At 66.1% G+C, this 21931-nt stretch carries 16 protein-coding genes; 12 read left to right on the forward strand and 4 right to left on the reverse strand.

Translation table 11 applies throughout. The annotated features are described in order from the left end of the window. The first annotated feature begins 6 nt into the window (after positions 1–6). From CH306_RS04825 to CH306_RS04845, 5 genes are all read left to right on the forward strand, one after another. Positions 7–2517 carry a helix-turn-helix transcriptional regulator gene (locus CH306_RS04825; RefSeq protein ID WP_094645855.1) on the forward strand — a complete coding sequence of 837 codons (2511 nt, stop codon included), beginning with the start codon at positions 7–9 and terminating at the stop codon, positions 2515–2517. 43 nt (positions 2518–2560) lie between these two features. Continuing rightward, positions 2561–3721 carry a hypothetical protein gene (locus CH306_RS28975; RefSeq protein ID WP_094645856.1) on the forward strand — a complete coding sequence of 387 codons (1161 nt, stop codon included), beginning with the start codon at positions 2561–2563 and terminating at the stop codon, positions 3719–3721. Further along, positions 3718–5370 carry an Hsp70 family protein gene (locus CH306_RS04835; protein WP_094645857.1) on the forward strand — a complete coding sequence of 551 codons (1653 nt, stop codon included), beginning with the start codon at positions 3718–3720 and terminating at the stop codon, positions 5368–5370. Before CH306_RS28975 ends, CH306_RS04835 begins: the two co-directional genes overlap by 4 nt. A 75-nt stretch (positions 5371–5445) precedes the next feature. Then, complete coding sequence (locus CH306_RS04840) at positions 5446–6744, forward strand: S1 family peptidase (RefSeq protein WP_179273008.1); 1299 nt, start codon at positions 5446–5448, stop codon at positions 6742–6744. 89 nt (positions 6745–6833) lie between these two features. Beyond that, positions 6834–7943: a S1 family peptidase gene (locus tag CH306_RS04845; protein ID WP_094645858.1), complete on the forward strand. Its 1110-nt coding sequence runs from the start codon at positions 6834–6836 to the stop codon at positions 7941–7943. Positions 7944–8216: 273 nt separating this feature from the next. On the opposite strand, the gene CH306_RS04850 is transcribed toward CH306_RS04845, so the two are convergent. After that, complete coding sequence (locus CH306_RS04850) at positions 8217–8873, reverse strand: hypothetical protein (protein ID WP_094645859.1); 657 nt, start codon at positions 8871–8873, stop codon at positions 8217–8219. Positions 8874–9452: 579 nt separating this feature from the next. Here CH306_RS04850 and CH306_RS04855 point away from each other — a divergent pair. The 3 genes from CH306_RS04855 (at position 9453) to CH306_RS04865 (ending at position 14257) form a co-directional block, all read left to right on the forward strand. Continuing rightward, complete coding sequence (locus tag CH306_RS04855) at positions 9453–12716, forward strand: (Fe-S)-binding protein (protein ID WP_094645860.1); 3264 nt, start codon at positions 9453–9455, stop codon at positions 12714–12716. Positions 12717–12887: 171 nt separating this feature from the next. After that, positions 12888–13898 carry a hypothetical protein gene (locus CH306_RS04860; RefSeq protein WP_256981037.1) on the forward strand — a complete coding sequence of 337 codons (1011 nt, stop codon included), beginning with the start codon at positions 12888–12890 and terminating at the stop codon, positions 13896–13898. A gap of 89 nt (positions 13899–13987) precedes the next feature. Next, positions 13988–14257: a hypothetical protein gene (locus tag CH306_RS04865; RefSeq protein WP_032396085.1), complete on the forward strand. Its 270-nt coding sequence runs from the start codon at positions 13988–13990 to the stop codon at positions 14255–14257. On the opposite strand, the gene CH306_RS04870 is transcribed toward CH306_RS04865, so the two are convergent. Further along, positions 14250–16163 (reverse strand): dipeptidyl-peptidase 5, encoded by a 1914-nt coding sequence (locus tag CH306_RS04870; protein ID WP_094645965.1) that lies wholly within the window; start codon positions 16161–16163, stop codon positions 14250–14252. The genes CH306_RS04865 and CH306_RS04870 overlap by 8 nt on opposite strands. Positions 16164–16264: 101 nt before the next feature. On the opposite strand from CH306_RS04870, the gene CH306_RS04875 reads away from it, so the two are divergent. Continuing rightward, entirely contained in the window at positions 16265–16492 is a 228-nt protein-coding gene (locus tag CH306_RS04875) for a DUF3263 domain-containing protein (protein ID WP_032396086.1), read from the forward strand. Between the two features lie 7 nt (positions 16493–16499). On the opposite strand, the gene CH306_RS04880 is transcribed toward CH306_RS04875, so the two are convergent. Next, positions 16500–17204, reverse strand: a complete 705-nt coding sequence (locus CH306_RS04880) for an SOS response-associated peptidase (RefSeq protein WP_094645966.1) — start codon at positions 17202–17204, stop codon at positions 16500–16502. Positions 17205–17305: 101 nt separating this feature from the next. Between CH306_RS04880 and CH306_RS04885 the strand changes: the two genes are divergently transcribed. Both CH306_RS04885 and CH306_RS04890 read left to right on the forward strand, forming a co-directional pair. Beyond that, positions 17306–18556 carry a pyridoxal phosphate-dependent aminotransferase gene (locus CH306_RS04885; protein ID WP_032396087.1) on the forward strand — a complete coding sequence of 417 codons (1251 nt, stop codon included), beginning with the start codon at positions 17306–17308 and terminating at the stop codon, positions 18554–18556. A 215-nt stretch (positions 18557–18771) separates the two neighbouring features. Next, positions 18772–20130 (forward strand): YibE/F family protein, encoded by a 1359-nt coding sequence (locus CH306_RS04890; RefSeq protein ID WP_094645861.1) that lies wholly within the window; start codon positions 18772–18774, stop codon positions 20128–20130. 74 nt (positions 20131–20204) lie between these two features. Here CH306_RS04890 and ald read toward each other — a convergent pair whose 3' ends face one another. Beyond that, positions 20205–21287, reverse strand: a complete 1083-nt coding sequence (gene ald / locus CH306_RS04895) for an alanine dehydrogenase (RefSeq protein ID WP_094645862.1) — start codon at positions 21285–21287, stop codon at positions 20205–20207. Positions 21288–21403: 116 nt separating this feature from the next. Here ald and CH306_RS04900 point away from each other — a divergent pair, with 116 nt between their 5' ends. Next, the gene (locus CH306_RS04900; protein ID WP_176459116.1) at positions 21404–21928 is read left to right on the forward strand and encodes an Lrp/AsnC family transcriptional regulator; all 525 of its coding nucleotides are present in this window, start codon (positions 21404–21406) and stop codon (positions 21926–21928) included. Positions 21929–21931: the final 3 nt, after the last annotated feature.

The following is a 21931-nucleotide window of genomic DNA, read 5'->3' on the forward strand; positions in this document are numbered from 1 at the left end:
TCGATCGTGACCAGTACGCGTTCCGGACTCGTCGGCGTCGAGCGTGCCGATCGTTTCGTCCGTGATGCTCTCGTCGCCAACGGATTTCATGTCGTCGTCGGAGTGAACGGCTCCGGCCGATCCGCGGTTCTCGAGTCCGTTGCGGCGTCGACGGACGTGTACGCGGGCACCATCGCCGACGCGCCGTCCGGCTCGACGATTCTCGTCGATGATGCGCACCTGCTGTCCGAACAGCGTCTCGACGAGATCGCGGCGGCTGCAACACGATCGGACATCACTCTGATCGTCGCCACCGCGCCGCGCAGTTTCGATTCACGCATCGAGAAGCTGATCGCCTCCGCCGGTTCCAATCGATTGACACTGGTTCCGCTGGACAAGGTGGCCATCGCGGCCAGGGCAGCAGCAACCGTCCGGCCGATCTCGGCCTCGCTCGCCGCTGCCGTCGCGAAGGCGACCGGCGGAGTTCTCGCCGCTGTCGACGCGGCCCTCGGTGCGCTCGGCGGGGACCGTTCCGATCCGGCTCCGCTTCGCGTGGTCGCCGAATCGATTGCCGAACAGCACCGTCGGATGTTGATCGAGACCACCGACGACACACGGGCACTGCTGCTCGCAGCTCGGTTCGGCGTCACACCGGACCCGGCATCGGCCGCGCAGGTCGTTCCGCGTGCGACCGATGTCGAGTCGATCGTCGATATGGCCTGCAGCTCCGGCATGCTCGACACCACGGGCACGTTGATTCCGTCCGCCGAGGCCCCGCTGATCGAGATGATCGGAGACGGGCGCTGCCGCGTCCTGCTCTCGTCGATCACCGAGGTCGCCACCCGATCCCGCCTGCTCGACGCCACCGCGGCCCGTGCGTTGGCAGAGCGCGGCGTCGTTCATGCCGGTCTCGCCGATTATCTTGTCCAGCAGGCAGATTCGGCTCCTGTCGATGCTGCCGGTGCCCTGTACGGCGCGGCCGTCGAGGCAGGGTTCGATTCGATGATGCTGGCTGCGAGACGGTCCGAGGTCGCGGCGGCCACCGGGGATCTGGACGAGGCGGCGAGATTCGCCGATGCGATTCTCGACGGCGCCGCGGGGTGCGATGCGACGGATCTGCGGACCGCGGTGCGAGTGTCGGCGTCGATTGCGGCGCAACGCGGAATGTCCTCGCGCAGTGCGCAGTTGTTCGCGTGGCTCGGCGAGGATCGACTCGGACCCGACGCCGTGTGGGCTGCCCTGTCCGCCGCGGCAGCCGGTGATCGCAGCGCCGCCGACCGTTCCATGGCTGCCGTGTCCGCTCTCGCGCCGACGTCGAGTACCGCGTCGGGCAGCCTGCTCGTCACCGGAGTGATCGGGTCGATCGATTCGCGAAACGCAGCGGCGTCGAGTGCGAGTGCGAATGCACTGATGCGGGCAATGACGTTGACGGGCAATGCTTCCGATCGCTCGTGCACACCGGATACTGCCGCTGCCGTGTCGGCCTTGCACGCGGTGCACTGCGGCGATCTGCCCCGGGTGGATTCCATCGTGACGCGGGCACTCGGCGAACATCGTCCTGGTTCCGAGGCGCACACCAGGCTGAGCCTTGTCGGGGCCTGGGCGTCGATGCTGAGGGGAGAGACCGCCGATGCCGGTGCCGCGATCGAGGCACTGCGGATTCCGGTGTCGCACGTACGCAATCAGTTGTTTCTGCACGCGATTCGGGTGGGTCTGGCTCGTAGGTCCGGTGACTCGGGGTCACTGATCACGGCATGGACCCAGGCGCAGAGCGTGATCGCCGAGTACTCCACAGACCTGTTCGCGCTGCTGCCCCTGGGCGAGTTGCTACTGGCCGCAACACGACTCGGCCAGGTGGACCGCGTCGAACATCTGGTGTCGCAGGCAACCGATCTGCTCGCAGCGCTCGGCGATCCGCCCGTCTGGGCGTCGGCGCTGCACTGGTACCAGGTTCAGGCGGCCATCGTGGCCCAGACTCCCGACGCGTTGGTGCCGCACGCCAAGGCCCTGGCCGCTGCCGCTCCGACTCACCCGTACAGCGCCGCTCTCGCCGCTGCCGGTCGCGCATGGCTCGGGGTGTTGCAGGGCAGACCCGACGCAACCGAGGTGGAGACCTCCGCGCGCACCCTCACCGCCTTCGGGCTGCCATGGGACGGAGCCCGACTGGCGAGCGAGGCCGCCCTGACCGTCACCGATACTGCGACGGCGACGTCGCTGCTGCACATCGCCAGGTCGTTGCGCCAACCCAGCTCGACCGGGCGCGACAACCCGCGGTCGACGCCGCAGCCGACGGGCTCGCTGAGCGAACGCGAGGCCGAGGTCGCCGAACTGCTCGTCCTCGGAGTCACCTATCGCGAGGTCGGCAGCCGGCTCTACATCTCCCCGAAGACCGTCGAGCATCATGTGGCCCGCATCCGGCGCAGGCTCGGTGCCCAGTCGCGATCGGAGCTGATCTCGATGCTGCGCGCCATGGGCTACGGGGCCTCGACCAGCGTGGGCGTCGACCCTGTAACTGTGCGGGGACCGGGAGCGACATAACGACCGAGCACCACTCCCCGAGTCGAGAACAGGTAGCAGCACCATGACCGAGCAGCCCGGCAGTGCGAGTGTCGGCGCACCGGATGTCGGCCTCTACCTGGACGACGAGCGCGCCGTCGCCGCCGTGTCCCATCCGATCGCGCCCGGACCCTCGCTGCACCTGGCGTCACTGCACGCGACCGTGCTCAACACTCATCCCGACGGCACCGTCTCGCTCGGAGATGCGACCGACTACGAGTCCGAGGCCTACACACATTTTCTCGACACCCTCGCCGACGGCGTGGGTGTCAGCGGCAGCAAGGGCACTGTTCTGCCCGCCGAGCAGCTGACGTCGATGGCCCTGCTATGCCTTCTCACCGAGGTCGCGTCGTCGATCGATCTGCAGCCGCGCGATCTGGCGGCGGCCGCGACCTACCCTGCCCGCTGGACGGCCGAGCAGGTGTTCGCTCTGCGTTCGGCGATGAACGCACACGGCCTCGCCCACGTCTCGCTGGTGCCCGAGGCCGAGGCGCTCGCCGCATGGAACGCGTCGGTCCTGCAGACCCTGCAAAAGAAGGACTCCGCCGTCGCCGCCGCCCGCGGTGCTGCGATTCTGGCTGCTCAATTCCCCGTCGATGCCGTCACCGAGCAGTTCGCGGTGGTCTCCCCGAACGGATCCGACCGTCGCCCACTCTTCGCTGCGGCGGCGTTCGCTGCTGCATTGACCGTCGGTGCCGCACTCGTCGCGCTGCAACTCGGTACGTCCACCGATACCGCGGTCCCCACCATCGACAATGCCCAGGTGGTGCCGCCGACGTCCTCGATCGGCTCCGGATCGGGTGGCCCGATCGACTTCCCCACCGTCGTTCTCGAGCCTGCCGCCGAGATCGCTCCCGTCGTTCCGCTGCCCGCGACCACCACGTTCGCGGAGGAGACGACTCCGACCGAAACCTCCGACCTTCCGCGGAGCGAGCCGACCGAGACCGAGATCTCGACGCGCCCGGCGAACGAGGCACCCGAGGACACCACCCCCGAAAAGCCTCCGATCTTCGTCGAACCGGTCGAGCCGGAACTGCCGGTCGAGGAGCCGACCGACCCGCCCACCGAGACTCCCGAATCCGGCCAGGACACCGAGCAGACTGCATCCGAGCAGGTTCCGGCGGCCCGCGGCGGCACACCCTCCGACCGAGAGCCGAACGACCGATCGACAGGGGACACTCGATGAGCGGTACCGGTCACCTCGGAATCACCGTGGACAACACCAGGTCCGTCGCGGCCTACCGCGCATCGGTGGAGGACGAACCGACGATCGTCGTCCTGCCGACGACCCTGCGCTTCGACGAGGACGGCCGCGCCCACCTCGGTGAACCGGCCGACACGGCCCCGTTCACCCGGTTCGTCGATCTGGTCGGTCAGCAGGAGGATCTCGAGACCGACGCCGACGCCTACCGCGCCGAGGACCTGATGGCCAACGCCGCCAACTGCCTCGTGACGATGGTGTCGGCGAAGGACGGCGTGGTCGGCGACATGCCCGTCACGACCATGACGTACCCGATGCGGTGGACCCGGGCCGCCGTCGCCCTGCTGCGCGACGCCCTCGATCACACCGGCCTCGCCGAGGTCGCCCTGGTGCCCGACGCCAAAGCCTCGAGCGCGTTCGCGCAGCCGAGCTCTTCGGCTGCGGTCACGGTGGTCGACATCGGAGCCACCGGCACCGACATCTCCACCTATCCCGGAGGTGGGACCGTCCGTGTCTCCGGCGTCGGCGGAGACGCCTTCACCGACGCACTCTTCGATCACGTGGTGACCGATCGCGAGCACATCGACCTGTCCGACGCGGCAGTGCTGGCTGCCCTTGCCGGCGTCGTCGCCTCGTGCGAGGCGGCCAAGCAGACCCTGAGCACCGCCGAGACCGCCACGATCTCCGTCGAACTTCCCGGTGTCTCGCAGTCCACGACGGTGACACGAGCCGAGTTCGCGGACCTCGTCGCGCCGTTGCTCCACCGGCTCGACGTACCGGGGACCGGCACCGTGATACTCACCGGTGCCAGCGCCGCACTCCCGTCGGTCGCGACGCACCTCGGTGAACGCTCGTCGGGCCGAGTCCTCGTCGAGCCGCTCGCTGCGACCCGCGGCGCACTGGTACTCGCCGAGGTCGAGGACGTCGACGGCAACTCCCTGGTGACCGGTGCCGCGCCGATCGTCACGCGCAACGACGGCACGGAGTCCCTCGACACCGACGCCATCCCGGTCGTCGCGCCGGAACCGTCGCTCGCCTTCTCCGAGGCCATTCCCGCGGTCGCTCCGGTGTTCGACCATTCGGAATTTCGATCCGAGCCGATCGTTCCGGTCGACGAGAAAGCCGCGACAACCGGTTACGTTCCCGCCACCCCGGTTGTCGACGCATCGGCAGGGGCGAAGAAGGAACGCAGCGAGCGCTCCCGAACGATCGCCACCATCGTGGCCGGCGCAGCGGCAGGCGTGGTCATCGTGCTCGCGATCGCGGCAGTGAGCGGAGTGTTCGGCTCCGGCCCCGCCGCGACGCCTCCGACCGTCACCGATGCCGGGTCGCCGATCGTCACCTCGACTCGCACGCCGTCGACCACCACCTCGAGCCCCGTCGAGCCCGTCGTCGTTCCGGAAGTGATCGACGAGCCGACGTACGAGCCGTACGTCCCGCCCGCGCCTGCTCCCCAGCCTGCCCCGCCGCCTGTGCCGGTGCCCGCGCCGACGACGGTGGTCCCCACCACGACACCGGTGGTCACCACGACACCGGTGACGACAACCCCGGTCACCACCACGACTACGACCACCACCACGACCACCACCGAACCGACGACAAGCGCCGCTACCGATCCGGTCACCAACCCCTGACCTGGACGAACACTGATTCTGCGCCCGATGCCCTAGGGTGGGTCGCTGATGCCAAGCACCCGATGAAGGGATTTCATGCGTAACACCGGGGCGCTGCGTGCCGCAGTGCTGTGTTCGACGGCTTTCGTTCTTCTCGCTTCGTTCTCCGGGACGGCAGCAGCGGACCCCGTCGTCCAGTCACCCGCCGATCAGCTTCCCCGAGAGCTCGTCGAGGCCGTGCAGCGAGATCTGAAGATCTCCCCGCAGGAGTACCTCGATCGTGCTGCTCGCGCGCAGGAACTGTCCGCATACGCATCGGACTTCCGGGCCAGCCGTCCCGCCGACTTCGCCGGTGCCTGGATCGGGCCCGACGGCAATGCCGTCGTCGCCGTCACCTCGCCTGCTGCCGCGCAGGCCGTCGCCAAGGACGGATACGCCACCGCGCAGTCGCCCGTGTCGGCAGACGGACTCGAGAAGTCGCTGGCCGATCTCAACAGTTGGATCGCAGGCCTCCCCCGCGAGATCTCGGAGCAGATCAACGGCACCGCCATCGACTTCATCGACAATCAGATCGTCATCGACCTGGTGAACAGCCCGATCGGCAGCGCACTGAATCTGCCGACGCTGCTCGCGAACATCAAGGTCATTCTCTCTCCCGGCGGAAACAAGCCGGTCGACCCGACTCCGATGGGCGGCGACACCTACGTCACCACCTCCGGACCCATCGCCGACGCTCCGGCCACCGACATCAGCATCTGCTCGTTCGGCTTCAACGCCGTCGACCCCTCCGGTGCCGCCGTCAATCTCAGCGCAGGCCACTGCAATCCCGACAAGGCCACCGGATCCGGCGGCGCACCGGTCTATCTTCCCGACCCGGCCGATATCGCACGCAGCACGCAGATCGGGTCGTTCGATCGGTCGAGTCTGGGCGCGGAGGACGGCCTCGACTGGTCGATCATCGCGTTGAACGACACCGGCATCGCGTCCGGACTCGACCGCCCCACTGTCCGTGGCGCGAACGGCAGCACCGTCACCGTCACCGGAACGGCATCACCGGTCATCGGCGCGCCGGTCTGCAAGTCCGGGCAGTCGTCCTCGTTCACCTGTGGAGTGGTTGCGGCCGACCGCGTCGAGACGCAGCTCTACATGGAGGACGGCACGTCCCGCACCGCGCGTGGATTCGCCAGCACCGCATGCACTCTCGCAGGCGACAGCGGTGGAGCCATCGTGACCGGGACACTCGCCCTCGGCATCACCAGCGGATCCAACAGCGGCGGCGCACCCGACTGCAACGAGGCGAACCTCGCGCTGGCGCAGTACGGCGGCACCGCCAGCCTGGGCATTCCCATCGATCAGGTCACGCGCGCAACCGGAGCCACGCTGCGAACCGACTGAGTCGGGTACTTCGGGAGCCGTTCACCGCCTATAGTCGTACTCCAGGGTGAACGGCATCACATCACGAGATGCCCGGGGGAGAGGTTTCTATGCGTCGCCGAGCTTTCCGGCTGTCGTTCGTCGCGGTTCCGATTCTGGCGACGATGGCGGTGTTCGCACCGACCGCGAGCGCAGAACCACCATTGCCTCCCGCCCTCGCCGACGCCGTGGCCCGTGACCTCGGCCTGACTCCGCAACAATTCCTCGATCGGGCCGACGCGGCACGTCGACTCGCCGACTTCACCGATACGGTCGGATCCGACGGGGTCGCGAGCGCGTGGCTGGACGCCGACGGACGCCCCGTCGTCGCGGTGGCGGACGGACCTACCCGCGCCGACGTGGCAGATGCCGCGTCCGCCAACGGCTTCGAGATCGATGCCCCGCCCATCGTGATCCCGCAGGCCATGTTCGATGCCGTCCAGCCGCTGTGGGACCTGCTCCCCTTCGATCCGTCACCGACGGCAGGCCCGATCCGTGCGAGTTCGTATCTCGGCGGCGACAGCTTTCTCGCGGGTACACCGGCCGGCCTCGGACAACGTTGCTCCCTTGGGTTCAATGCCGTCGACCCGACGCGCGGATCGGTGAACATCACTGCAGGCCACTGCAATCCGAGCACCACCGATACCGGCTCCGCAGCACTGACGGGCGCGTACCCGATGTACGGCAGTCTCGTGGGCTCGAAATTCGGAACGTTCTACCGAACGAGCCAGTCGCGCAACGACTACGCCTTGATCGACATCGACGACGCCAACGTCGCCGAATTCGAGAGCAACGCAGTGCGAGTCCCCGGAGCGGACCCGCTGCATGTCACCGGCACGGTCGACCCGATCGTGGGCGCGCCGGTCTGCAAATCCGGATCCAGAACCGGATTCAGTTGCGGCACAATTCTTTCCACCGGTCTGAAGGTGGCACTGGGAGACAACGTCCTGGATCGCAGTTTCTCCACCTCGATCTGCGCGCTACGCGGCGACAGCGGCGGCCCCGTCGTCAGCGGCACCCTCGCCGTCGGCATCGCCAATGCGTCGAACGTGGGAGACCAGCCCTCGTGCGAGATCGCGACCGTCGTCAGCATGCTGCAGGGTCAGCGACCCGAGCTGTTCGCCACCCCCATCAACGACGTACTCGCAGAGAACCCCGGTCTGACCATCCGCACCTCGTAGGCGTCCACCCGGACAAACACACCCGCGCTCCGTATGATCCGACGAGTCCATCGCTGCGAGGCGCATTGTCGCGCTCGAACAGTGCACCCGTTCGACTGCTGAGGCGGAACCTTCCATGACCGAACTGCTGTCCGTCGGATTCACACTCTTCGGCTACGCCTACACCATCGTCGTCGAGGCCATCTCGCTCGCCACCATCCACGGAGCCTGAACGATTCGAAAACAAGAAGCCCGCACTCCTCGTGAGGAGTGCGGGCTTCTGCGAAGAGATGCTTACTTGGCCCAGACCGTGGTGCCCGGTGCCGCGTTCAGCGTGTTGATCAAGTCGATACCGGCAACGACGAGAGTGGGTCCGCCGGCGACGATCGTGCCGATCACGCCGCCGATCGTTGCTCCGATTGGCAATGTCGCGAAGACCAGCGGTCCAATTGTGATACCCGCCAGACCAAGCCCTGCTCCAATGATGGTCCCGGTCAGTCCACCCACGGCGGTCGCGATACCGAGCTGCGACGAGAAGTTCTGCTGCGCCTTGAGGTTCTCCTCGGGCGAGGCGACGGTCGTCGCGCCGATGCTGCGCGAGTTGGCCGATGCCTTCGTGAAGTCGAGGTTCGGAACCAGACGCAGGGTCTTGCCGTTGTCGTCGACGTTCTGCTCGTACGGGAAGTTGAGTCCGCCGAGGTTGAACGAGAGCGGAAGCGTCACGAGGGTGTTGTCGGCGGCGTCGAGGACGTCGACCGTCTTGCCGTCGTCGGCGACCTTGAAGACGCCTGCATCGATGGTGGTGACGATCGTGCGATCTTCGAGGTCGACGGTGTAGTTGGTGTCACCGGGGGCTGTTTCCTCGGCGGGCTGCGCGTACGCGGTTCCGCTGGCCAGGCCCATCGCGACTGCGACGAGGGCCGATGTGACGGCCAGTTTGCGAAGTTTCATGTGGAGTTCAGTTCCGTTTCTGTGCAGTGGGTGCTTGGCAGTTCCGCTAGGCAACCGTCAAACGCAAAGTCACCCCGATGACGCGTCTGAGACTTGTGGTGCGCTCGAAATTGTAGCGTACAAATCGGACCGATCGTTGTCCTTCTGAAACCGCCCCGACCTCCACCACTTGTTCACTGTCACAGTCGGATTCGCCGCCTGTGCAGCATCGGCATACGTGAACTCCATCGAAGTCGCTGCAATCTGTCGTAGCCCCCGAGACTGGAGCGCAACCAGTACTCGGCGTCGGTTTCCGCTGGATACCGATACGGCGACTCCCCGCCAAGTAAGGACTGCCTTTGCGAGAACACCTCGACGGCCTACGCATACGGTGATCTGCGAGACAACCTACTGACGAGTTCAGCCCACCCGTCGGACGGCCTCATTTCAGCACCCACCAGCATCGCTTCACCCGGCGATGCTAAGTTACCCATCAGTACAGCGGAATTACTACTGGCGAGTAACATAGACCGGAATCCAGCTCGACGGGCTGAACCCGCGGTAGCCCTCCAGCTGCCACCTTTAGCGAAAGGCCGCGACATGAACGCCCTGACGATCACGTTGGGCACAGTCGGTGCTCTGCTCAGCCTCGTGTGTTGGTACGTCTTCATTCGCGGGGGCCTGCGGATGTTCAACATCGTGCGACTGGGCCAGCCGGCACCCGACCGCTGGCGACCGATAGTCCCTCGCTTCAAGCAGATGGTCGTCGAGTTCCTGGCTCACACCAAGATGGTCAAGTTCCGCACCGTCGGCTGGGCGCACTGGCTGGTCATGATCGGCTTCATGCTCGGTGCCATCGTCTGGTTCGAGGCCTACGGCCAGACGTTCAACCCCGAGTTCCACTGGCCCATCGTCGGTGACACCGCTGCGTACCACCTCATCGACGAGCTGCTCGGACTCGGCACCGTCATCGGCATCACCACGCTGATCATCATTCGCCAGCTCAACCACCCGCGTAAGCCCGAGCGTCAGTCACGCTTCGCCGGCTCCGGATTCAAGGCCGCCTACTTCGTCGAGGCCGTCGTGCTCATCGAGGGCCTGGGCATGGTGTTCGTCAAGGCGGGCAAGATCGCCACCTACGGACACTCGAACCCGTACACCGACTTCTTCACGATGCGCCTGGCCGAGCTCCTGCCGGCCAACTCGAACATGGTCTCGGTGTTCGCCTTCATCAAGCTGATGTCCGGCATGATCTGGCTCTACATCGTCGGCTCTCGCATCAACTGGGGTATCGCGTGGCACCGCTTCACCGCGTTCCCCAACATCTACTTCAAGCGCATGGACGACGGCACCGTCGCACTAGGACCGGCCAAGCCGATGATGTCCGGCGGCAAGGTCCTCGAGATGGAAGAGGCCGACCCCGACGTCGACGCGTTCGGCGCAGGCAAGATCGAGGACTTCAGCTGGAAGGGCTGGCTCGACTTCACCACGTGCACCGAGTGCGGCCGCTGCCAGTCGCAGTGCCCCGCCTGGAACACCGGCAAGCCCCTCTCCCCCAAGCTGCTGATCATGTCGCTGCGCGACCACAGCCACGCCAAGGCCCCGTACCTGCTGGCCGGCGGCAAGAAGGACATGGCGGGCGACGAGGTCGGACTCGTCGACGCCGAGGGCAACGTCGATCAGAAGGCGCTCGACGCCATCCCGCAGAACGCACGTGACGAAGCCGATCGCAAGCTCGTCGCCGACGCCATCGAGGGCGGCATCATCGATCCCGAGGTGCTGTGGAGCTGCACCACCTGCGGTGCATGCGTCGAGCAGTGCCCGGTGGACATCGAGCACGTCGACCACATCATCGACATGCGCCGCTACCAGGTGCTGATCGAATCGGAGTTCCCGTCCGAGCTCGCAGGTCTGTTCAAGAACCTCGAGAACAAGGGCAACCCGTGGGGCCAGAACTCCAAGGACCGGCTCAACTGGATCAACGAGATGGACTTCGACATCCCGGTCTTCGGCCAGGACGCCGATTCGTTCCAGGACTACGAGTACCTTTTCTGGGTCGGCTGCGCCGGTGCCTACGAGGACCGCGCGAAGAAGACCACCAAGGCCGTCGCCGAGCTGCTCGCAACCGCAGGCGTGAAGTTCCTGGTGCTCGGTGCCGACGAGACCTGCACCGGTGACTCCGCTCGCCGCGCAGGCAACGAATTCCTGTTCCAGCAGCTCGCCATGCAGAACATCGAGACGCTGAACAACGTCTTCGAGGGTGTCGAGCAGAACAAGCGCAAGATCGTCGTCACCTGCGCCCACTGCTTCAACGCACTCGGCAACGAGTACCCGCAGGTCGGCGGCGACTACGAGGTGGTCCACCACACCCAGCTGCTCAACCGACTCGTGCGGCAGAAGAAGCTGATCCCGGTGGCCTCGGTCAGCCAGGACATCACCTACCACGACCCGTGCTACCTGGGCCGTCACAACAAGGTGTACGACGCCCCGCGTGAGCTCATGGCGGCGTCGGGCTCCAACCTCAAGGAGATGCCGCGTCACGGTGAGCGGTCCATGTGCTGTGGTGCCGGTGGCGCACGCATGTGGATGGAAGAGAACATCGGCAAGCGCATCAACATCGACCGGGTCGACGAGGCACTGGCGACCAACCCCAAGAAGATCGCCACGGGTTGCCCGTTCTGCCGCGTCATGCTCACCGACGGTGTCACCGCACGTCAGGAAGGCGGCGCACACGAGGGCGTCGAGGTCGTCGACGTCGCACAGTTGATGCTCGAGTCGATCACCCGCGTCGAGTCCTCGGTGCTGGCCGAGAACATCAAGGTCATCCCCCGCGAGCGCACTCCTCAGGAGGAGCTGGCAACGGAGAATGCCGCCGAGGTCGAAGAGGCCGAGCGAATCGCACCCGTCGAGGAACCGGCCGAGGCGAAGTCCGCTCCGGCAGCTCCGGCTCCCAAGGCCGGCGGACTGAAGATGAAGGGTCTGGCCAAGGCTCCGGGAGCCAAGGCACCCGGTTCCGCTGCACCGGCCGACAGTGCCGACGCAGAACCCGCCGCCAAGCCCAAGGGTCTCGGCATGGCCGGCGGCAAGGCACCCGGCGGCAAGGGCCTGCAGATGAAGGGCAAGGCACCCGGCGCGAAGGCGGCTGCACCTGCACCTGCCGAGACTCCCGCGGCGGCCGAAGCACCTGCCACCGCAGAGACCTCGGAGTCGACTCCGTCGGTCAAGCCCAAGGGTCTGGCCGTGAAGTCGGGCTTCAAGAAGCCGGGTGCCAAGGCACCGGGTAAGCCCGCCGAAGCCCCTACTGCGTCGGCGGCCGCCCCGGAAACACCTGAAGCACCTGCGGAATCAGCTTCTGCTGCAACCGAATCCAAGCCGACCGTCCAGCCCAAGGGTCTGGCCGTGAAGTCCGGATTCAAGAAGCCGGGCGCCAAGGCACCGGGTAAGCCTGCTGCCGAAGCTCCTGCTGCTGAGGCTCCCGAGTCCGAGGCTCCTACTGCAGCGGCTCCTACGGCGTCGACCCCTGCCCCGGAAGCACCCTCCACCGAGGCCGCAACCGAATCCAAGCCGACCGTCCAGCCCAAGGGCCTGGCCGTGAAGTCCGGATTCAAGAAGCCGGGCGCACGCACGCCCGGTGCGGCCGCAGCGACACCCGCTGAGCCGAAGACTGCAGAGCCCGAGAAGGCCGAGCCGACCGAGGAAGCCGCTGCACCCGAGGCCCCGAAGTCCGAGACACCGGCAGCAGAGGCACCGAAGGCGGAGGCGTCGGACGGAGCAGGTGAATCCGACGATCGCACTCCGCCCAAGCCGAAGGCCGGTGGACTCGGATTCGCTCCGGGGGCAAAGGTTCCCGGTCGCCGGAAGTAACTTCACACCCTTTTCATCGACTGCGCGCCCTTGCTCACCTCAGAGCAGGGGCGCGCAGTCGTCAGTAAGGGTGTGAGGTCCACTCCTACGAGTTATCCACAGGCACACCGGTTATCCACAATCTGCCGAGTGGGGGTTGTCGAAAGCGATTGCGCCCGAGAGCATTCGTTCATGACCCGCATCGTCTCGCGATCCGACGCACTCTCCCGCGGCATTTCCGACGCAGAGTTGCAGCGCTACTGCCGAACGCGAGCGTGGCGTCGACTCCGTCCAGGACGGTTCGTCAGCAGAGACGAATTCGACGCACTGCCCAGGGAAGACAAGCATCGGGTCATCGCCGAGGCGGTGTTCGACGCGACCATCGCTCCCGATGCCGTGGTCAGCCATGTGAGCGCAGCGATATTCCATGGTCTCGACGTGTGGAATGCCGACCTGAGCCGGGTGCACATCACCCGCAATCGTGCCCGGGGCGGCGGTCGTAGCAGTGCCGTTCGAGCAGTGCACACCTCGCCGTACACCGACGAAGAGATCGTCGACCTCGGCGGTGTGCGTGTCACCGGTCCGGCGCGCACGGTTGCCGATTGTGCTCGCACGCTTCCGTTCGAGACGGCCGTCTGCATCGCGGACTTCGCTGCGAGGACCCGCGGGCTCACCTCCGAAGATGTTGTCGCAGCGCTGGATTCATGTCCGAACCATCCAGGCAACCGGATGGCGCGTCGAGTCGCGAAATTCATGGACGGCCGGTCCGAGAGTGTCGGGGAGTCACGTGCCAGAGTAGTGCTGCATCAGCTGGGCTACACACCGCAGCTGCAGGTGCCGATCACGGACTCCCGCGGTTTCGTCGGGCGCGTGGATTTCGATCTGCCCGACCTCGAGACCGTTGTCGAATTCGACGGCAAGGTGAAGTACGGACGCTACGTGCCCGAAGGGAAGTCTGCGGCCGATGTGTTGTGGGACGAGAAGCGTCGCGAGGATCGCATTCGCGCAACGGGCCGCCAGGTGGTGCGCATCGCCTGGTCGGATCTCGATCACCCCGACCTCGTCGATCGGATGATCCGCGACGCTGCCGACAGAGCCGCACGAGGCAACGTAGGCAACCTGGGCAACCGAGCGACCCTTCTACCGACCGCGCGCCCCTCGTCGCGTCGAAACACCGGCGCGCACCCTGCACAAGCGGTGTGAGGTTGCCGAGCACCCCCCTCGAAAGTGCCCGAATCGGACACCGTGAGTATGGTCGGACCCGAAGGCGTACCGACAAGTAGGGAGCAGGCATGACCGACGACGCGGACAAGCTCTTTCGCCGCTACGACGAGTGGTGGACGGCGTTGACCCCCGACGACCGAGCGCACGTCGAGCAGTGTTGCGAGTCCGGCCGCACCGACGAGCGCCTCTGTGCCCTCATCCTCGAGAACGACGGCCCGTCGAAGGCAGCGTTCGAGGTGGGCAGCAGGTTGTCCGAGGGCAACAGCAAGTACTGCGCTATCCCCAGCGCGCTCCTCGAATTTCTGGAAGCGAAGCGCGCGCACCCACCACTCAGCTAGCGGGACGCCACAACTGCAGCTCCGGGATTCCGGGCGGCGTGAAGCCCATCACTTGGCCGTAGAAGGACAGTTCTGATTCCCGCGCGTTCACCTGCGTTTCCAGTTTGCGGAATCCGTGCGACTCGCCCGCATAGGCCAGGTAGGCGTGTGGAATTCCCTTGTTCACCATGGCATCTCGGAACCGCTCGGCCTGCGACGGCGGCACGATCGGATCGTCGAGCCCCTGCAACAACAGCACCGGGCAGGACAATCCGTCGACGTTGTTGACCGGCGCGCGGGTGCGGTACAGGTCGATGGCCTCGGGCAGAGGTCCGATGAGCCCGTCGATGTAGCGGGACTCGAAGTCGTGGGTCTCGGCGACGAACAGCTCCAGCTCGGCGACGCCGAAGTACGATGCACCGCAGGCGAACACGTCGGAAGATGTCAGCGCGGCCAGCACCGTCCAACCCCCTGCGGACCCGCCTTCGATGGCCAACCGGCGTGGGTCGGCGAGCCCGCTGTCGGCCAGACCCTGCACCGCGGCGATGGTGTCTTCGACGTCGACCACTCCCCACTGCCCGCGCAGCCGGTTGCGGTATTCGCGGCCGTATCCACTCGACCCGCCGTAGTTCACATCGACGACGCCGATGCCGCGGCTGGTGAAGTAGGCGAACAACGGGTTCAGAGCGGGGGCGACGTGCGCTGTCGGGCCGCCGTGAACGAACGCGACGTACGGCGGGAGTTCGCCGTCCAAGCCCTCGTACGACGGGTTGCGCGGCGCATAGGTGATGGCGTGCACCTCACGGTTGGGCCCCTGGAATGTCACCTGACGTCCCTCGGGCAGGTATGCGCTGTCGGGTACGGATTCGAAACCCGAACGTACCGAGGTCAGTTCGCCGGATTCCAGGTCGAGGGCGAACAACCCCGCTGCCACCCTGGCTCCACCGCACTTGAGGAGCACCGTCGACCCGGCGCGCCCACCGAGCCCCACCGAGGTCACACCGTCGAGCGTGATGTCCTCCAGTGCCCCGGAGGCAGGATCGAGCACCGCCAACGTGTCGGTGCCGACGGTGCGCACGGTGAGCAGCTTCCCGTCGTCCAGCACCGAATACCAGCTCGACCCCAACCGCCACAGTGGAGCCCCGAAGTCGGCGTCGAGCGTCACCAGCGGAGTCACCGAACCGTCGAGCGTGACCGAATACAGGTTCCACCAACCACTTCGATCGCTGATGACGTACAGCGATTCGTCGTCGATCCATTCCGGCTGCATCACCGATTCCTCGGTCGAACCGAGCAGCACCGTCCAGGACGACGGATCGGCCAGCGAAGCCACGCGCAATTCGGTTCCGTCCCAGGGCATCTGCGGGTGGTTCCAGGCGATCCAGGCGATGCGGGTGCCGTCGGGCGAGAGTCTCGGGAACGCAAGGAAGTCCGAGCCCGCCACCAGCGAACGCACCCCACCGCCGCCGAGATCGATGGCCACGATGTCTCGTGACACCGCGCCTGCGTCGTGCATCTCACGAACTGCGATCACGTCGGTGCCGACCACCGAGAGATCGCCGTACCGGATGGCCGACGCCACAGCAGGTTTCGGAGTCAGCGGTACCGGTGTCCCGCCGGGGGTGAGTCGGTAGACGCGTTGATCGGAGAACTCGGCGAACACCAGGTCTCCGTCTGCCGTCGCGGTCCAGGCTCCCCCGCCGTATTCGTGGACGCGGGTGCGGGCGTTGAACGGTGCGGGCAGAATGGGCTGCACTTCGCCGTCGACATAGCGGCAGATGGCCGTCCTGCCCTGCTCGGCGGGCCGCAGTTCCGACCACCAGATCTCGCTGCCGACGAAGCAACCACCCTCGACGGGGTGGCCCGCCGAGGACAGATCTGCTGCGGTGATGGGTGAGGGCCAGGATCCGAAGGCGAGTGCGGTCACCCCGACCACCCTAGTGAACTGACGCGCACGTAACGCAGTGTTCACCGGCTCTTCAACCGTGACCCGGATGATGGGAGGCAAGTAATACGAGGGGGAACACCATGCGCCGGACCACTACCCATTCGGTGGACCACGAGATTCTGACATTCGGCCGAACCTGGCGTGGGTACGGCGGTGGCAGCGACGAGGACATCTACGTGGCATTCGGCGTCGACGCGCGTACCTACTTCCAGCGACTGCGTCGCATACTGGATTCGCCGGTCGCCGAGGAGCTGACGCCGGACGAACGGGCCGCGATCGCCGACATCTGCCGGTTGCGACTCGCCTGAGCCACCCCTACACCGGCGTCAAGAGCTCCGGGCTGTTGTTCTTCACGCTGTTCACCGCGGTACTCACCTCGTAGGGCTTGAGCCGTGGTTCCGGGATCGCGGCCAACAGGTCTCGCACGTCACCGAGGTCCGTCACCGCAGGGTCGAGCCAACTCGCGCGCAGATCAGGCGGGAGCACGACGGGCGAGCGATCGTGGATGTGGCCGAGCGCATCGGCGGCAGGCGAGGTGAGCACGGTGACCGACCAGACCCAACGTGCTTCGTCGTCCTCGGCCTTGGTGGGGTCTCGCCACAGCTCGTACAACCCGGCCATCGCGAGCACGCCGTCCTGGTGCAAGAAGTACGGCACCTTCGCGCCGTCGCGCTTCTCCCACTCGTAGTACCCGTCGGCAGGGACGATGCATCGCCGACGGCTTGCCGCCTTCTTGAACGACGGCTTCTCGGTGATGGTCTCGGATCTGGCGTTGATCAGTCGGGAACCGATTTTCGCGTCCTTCGCCCACGACGGAATCAGGCCCCACCGCACCGACCGCAGTTGCCGCACGGCGTCGGCCTCGGGTTCGTCCTTCGGCGACCGTTCGAGCACTGTCCGCACCGTCTGTGTGGGGGCCACGTTGTACGACGGTGGCACCTCCGCACCGACGGTCTCGGCGATGTCGAACACCGCCTGCAGGTCGCTGTCACTCCGGGTACTGGCATACCGTCCGCACATGGAACGAGATTGTTCCACCCGGCACCGACAACGCGCTCGAACAACCCCGCGCGAAACAACCTCGTGGAAACCGATACCGCCCACCTGGCACGATGTGACGGGTGACCACTCCGCAGATCCACTCCCAGCCGCGTTATCGCACGTTGCAGCAATCGACCAAGCTGCAGAACGTGCTGTACGAGATCCGCGGACCGGTACACGCCCATGCCGCCCGGCTCGAGGCCGAGGGGCATCGCATCCTCAAGCTCAACATCGGCAATCCGGCACCGTTCGGATTCGAGGCCCCCGACGTGATCGTTCGGGACATGATCGCGGCGCTGCCGGTGGCCCAGGGGTACTCGGAGTCCAAGGGCATCCTGTCGGCGCGACGGGCCATCGTGACGCGCTACGAGCTCGAACCGGGTTTCCCCGAGCTCGACGTCGACGACATCTATCTGGGCAACGGAGTCTCCGAGCTCATCACGATGACGATGCAGGCGTTGCTCGACGACGGTGACGAGGTCTTGATCCCGGCCCCGGACTATCCGCTGTGGACGGCGATGACGACGCTGTCCGGTGGCAAGGCCGTGCACTACATGTGCGACGAGGAGAACGGGTGGAATCCCGATCTGGCGGACATCGAGTCCAAGATCACCCCGAAGACCGTCGCACTGCTGGTGATCAACCCGAACAATCCGACCGGCGCGGTGTACTCGAAAGAGGTACTGCAAGGCATCGTCGATCTGGCGCGCAAGCACCAGCTGCTGTTGCTCGCCGACGAGATCTACGACCGGATCCTCTACGACGACGCAGAGCACACCTCGCTGGCGAGCCTGGCTCCCGACCTGCTGTGCCTGACGTACAACGGCCTGTCCAAGGCGTATCGGGTGGCCGGGTACCGCGCCGGATGGCTGGCGATCACCGGACCGAAGGCCCACGCCGCAGGTTTCATCGAGGGCATCGACCTTCTCGCGTCGACGCGACTGTGCCCCAATGTGCCTGCGCAACATGCCATTCAGGTCGCACTCGGCGGATATCAGAGTATCGAGGATCTGATCCTGCCCGGCGGCCGACTGCTCGAGCAGCGCGACGTCGCGTGGGAGAAGCTCAACGCGATCCACGGCGTCTCGTGCGTCAAACCGCGGGGTGCACTCTATGCGTTCCCGCGACTCGATCCCGAAGTCCACGAGATCTACGACGACGAGAAGCTCGTCCAGGATCTGCTGCTGCAGGAGAAGATCCTGGTGGTTCAGGGCACCGGATTCAACTGGCCCGGCCACGATCACGTGCGCATCGTCACGCTGCCGTGGGCACGAGATCTGGCCGTGGCAATCGAGAGGTTCGGCAATTTCCTCGCGTCGTACAAGCAGTGAGACACGAAGTTACCGAAAAGTAGTTGAAAGTGATGCACAAAACATCGGGGCGATCCCGCCTGAACGACGAATGATCTGTACATTGGCGGACGGCACTTCGGTGCCCGCGAGCCCTGGTCGTACCCCTCCCCCCCCGGGTCGGTCAGGTGGTGGCGGGGGACGCCCCCCCTGCTCCCCGCCACCGAGCTCCTCGCATCGGCCACTAGCCTGACACCGTGGAATCACACGGCAGTCCTTCCGACGGCAGTAAATCGAGCCTCGGATCTCATGTGGGTCATGGTCACGGTCACGGCCACAGCGACTCACCGGTGCCGTTGGGACCGGTGGCGGCCAAGGTCGTCGTCGGACTGCTGGTCGCCATAGCCATCGCCGTGATCGGCGGGGCCATCGCTCTGTGGCCCAGCCAGCAGAGCATCGACATCCCGCTGCCGTTCCAGACCGCAGGCGGTGGCGCGGTGTCCACCGAGGCAGGCACCATCACCTCGCAGAGCATCGGGCCGTGCGGAAGTCCCGACGCAGGCCGAGCGTTCACCGGCGACCCGACGCCTGCGGTCAACGACTCGTACGAATGTCAGCGCAGCATCGTCGACATCACCACCGGTGCCGACGCAGGCAAGCGCACGGTACTCGAGATCGCGCCCGGGCCCGGCCAACCGACCCTGAGCGCCGGTGAGGACATCCGGCTGGTCGTGCAGACCGACCCCGCCGGTGGAGTCCGCTACTCCTTCAACGACTACTCCCGCGGACTGCCGCTGGCGCTGATCGTCGGTGTGTTCGCCGTGGTCATCTGTGTCGTCGCGCGCTGGCGGGGATTCCGTGCACTGGTCGGGCTGCTCATCGCGTTCGCCGTGCTGGTGGTGTTCATGCTGCCCGCCCTGCTCGACGGTGCACCCGCCATTCCGGTCGCCCTCGTCGCCGGGGCGGTGATCCTCTACGCCGTGCTGTATCTGGCGCACGGGGTGAATCTGCGCACCAGCTCGGCGCTGCTGGGCACTCTGACCTCCATGGCGGTGGCGGCGGTGCTGTCCTACATCGCCATCCGTATGACCCACCTGACCGGGTTGTCCGAGGAACAGAACACAGCCGTACAGACGTACATCGGCAACGTCAGCGTCACCGGCCTGCTGTTGGCCGGCTTCATCATCGGCTCGCTCGGAGTGCTCAACGACGTGACGATCACGCAGGCCTCGGCCGCCTTCGAGCTCGCCTCGGTGGACGAGACGGCGTCGCGGCGCGAGATCTTCACCGCCACGATGCGGGTGGGGCGTGACCACATCGCCAGCACGGTCTACACGCTCGTGCTCGCCTATGCCGGTGGTGCGCTGCCGCTGCTACTCCTCTTCAGCGTCGCCGACCGGTCCATCCAGGACGTACTCACCGGCGATTCGGTGGCCATCGAGATCGTTCGGTCCGCGGTGGGCGGTGTGGCGCTGGCGTTGTCGGTTCCGCTGACCACGGCGATCGCTGTGCTGTTGGCGCGGCCGATCACCGTCGCAGGAACCTCGAACCGAGCAGAGCGCCGGGCCGCGGTACCTACCCGCAAGACCCGGCGCTCCGGCCGCCACAGTGCGTAGAGCGGCTTCGCCCCATGTGAGCAGAAGTTCGTAGTGGGCTACGAATTTCCGTGCACGTGCGGCGCAGCCGCTCCTCAGGCGAAAGCGGCCGCGACGGTTTCCGAGAGCAGAGCGCCGTTGTGCGTGCTCAGTCCCGCCTTCAGCCCCGGGTCCGCCTCGCATGCAGCTTCCCAACCCTTGTCGGCGAGGGCGACGACGTACGGCAGGGTGGCGTTGGTGAGCGCGTAGGTGGAGGTGCGCGGCACGGCACCGGGCATGTTGGCGACGCAGTAGAACACCGACTCGTGCACCTTGTACGTGGGATCGGCGTGGGTGGTTGCGTGCGAATCCTCGAAGCAGCCGCCCTGATCGATGGCGATGTCGACCAGAACCGAACCCGGCTTCATACGCTGAACCAGGCTGTTGGACACGAGCTTCGGTGCTTTCGCGCCGGGCACCAGTACGGCACCGATGACGAGATCTGCTGCCAGAACGGCCTGTTCGAGTTCGTAGGCGTTCGACACCAGCGTCTTGACGGCCCCGCGGTACTGATCGTCGATGGCGCGCAGCGCCTTCACATCGAGATCGAGCACGGTGACATCGGCGTGCATGGCGAAAGCGATTGCAGTGGCGTTCTTTCCGGAAACGCCGGCCCCGATGACGACGACGTTGGCGGGCCGCACTCCGGGAACTCCGCCCATGAGAACTCCACGTCCGCCTTCGCTCGACATCAGGTGGTAGGCACCGGCCTGGGGCGCGAGGCGTCCGGCAACCTCACTCATCGGTGCGAGCAACGGCAGGGAACCGTCTGCCGCAGTGACGGTTTCGTAGGCGATGGCTGTGGTACCCGACTCCAGGAGCGCGTCGGTGCATTCCTTGGATGCGGCGAGATGCAGGTAGGTGAACAGCACCTGCCCCTTGCGCAAGCGTGAATACTCCTCGGCGATAGGCTCTTTGACCTTGAGCAGCAGGTCGGCCGTCTCCCAGACCTCGTCGACATCGGTGAAGATCTGCGCACCGGCGGCCTTGTAGTCGGTGTCGGTGAACGACGATCCGGCCCCTGCCTCGGTTTCGACGATCACTTCGTGTCCTCGCGAGACCAGTTCGTGCACGCCCGCCGGGGTGATGGCCACCCGGTATTCGTGGTTCTTGATCTCGCGTGGAATTCCGATCTTCATGGCGGCCTCCTCGGTGGTGGGTGACGTGAAGCCGAGGCTCCATCCGTGTAGGCCAACTATGAATTATCTACGGAATCGACGCAACGGAAGTGAACATAATTCTGTACAGTCGAGAAATGGCACGCAATAGTTCATTCGAGGGGGTCGAAGAGGGTGCGCAGCCGAACGATGTTCGGCCGGTCCCCCTGGACCGAATCGACCACATCCTGCTCGACGAGCTCCGCCGCGACGCCCGCACACCCAACAACGCGCTCGCCGCGGCGGCCGGTATCGCTCCGTCCACCGCACTGGCCCGGGTTCGCGCCCTCGTCGAACGCGGTGTCATCCGCGGCTTTCACGCCGACATCGACCCCGAGGCTCTCGGCCAGGGCATCCAGGCCATGATCTCGGTGCGGCTGCAAGCAGATGCTCGACGCCGCATCAGCGAATTCGGATCGAAGATCGCCTCGCGGAAAGAGACGCTGAACATCTACTTCATTGCCGGTGCGGACGACTTCCTGGTGCACGTGGCGACCGTCGACACCGCCACTCTGCGCGACTTCGTCGTCGAGAATCTCAGTGCCGACCCGGCCGTGGCCGCCACCGAGACCATCCTGATCTTCGAGCACATCCGGCCGCGAAACAAGCACGCGGACAAGTGAGTT

The sequence above is a fragment of the Rhodococcus sp. 15-725-2-2b genome, assembly GCF_002259075.1.
Taxonomy (GTDB): domain Bacteria; phylum Actinomycetota; class Actinomycetes; order Mycobacteriales; family Mycobacteriaceae; genus Rhodococcoides.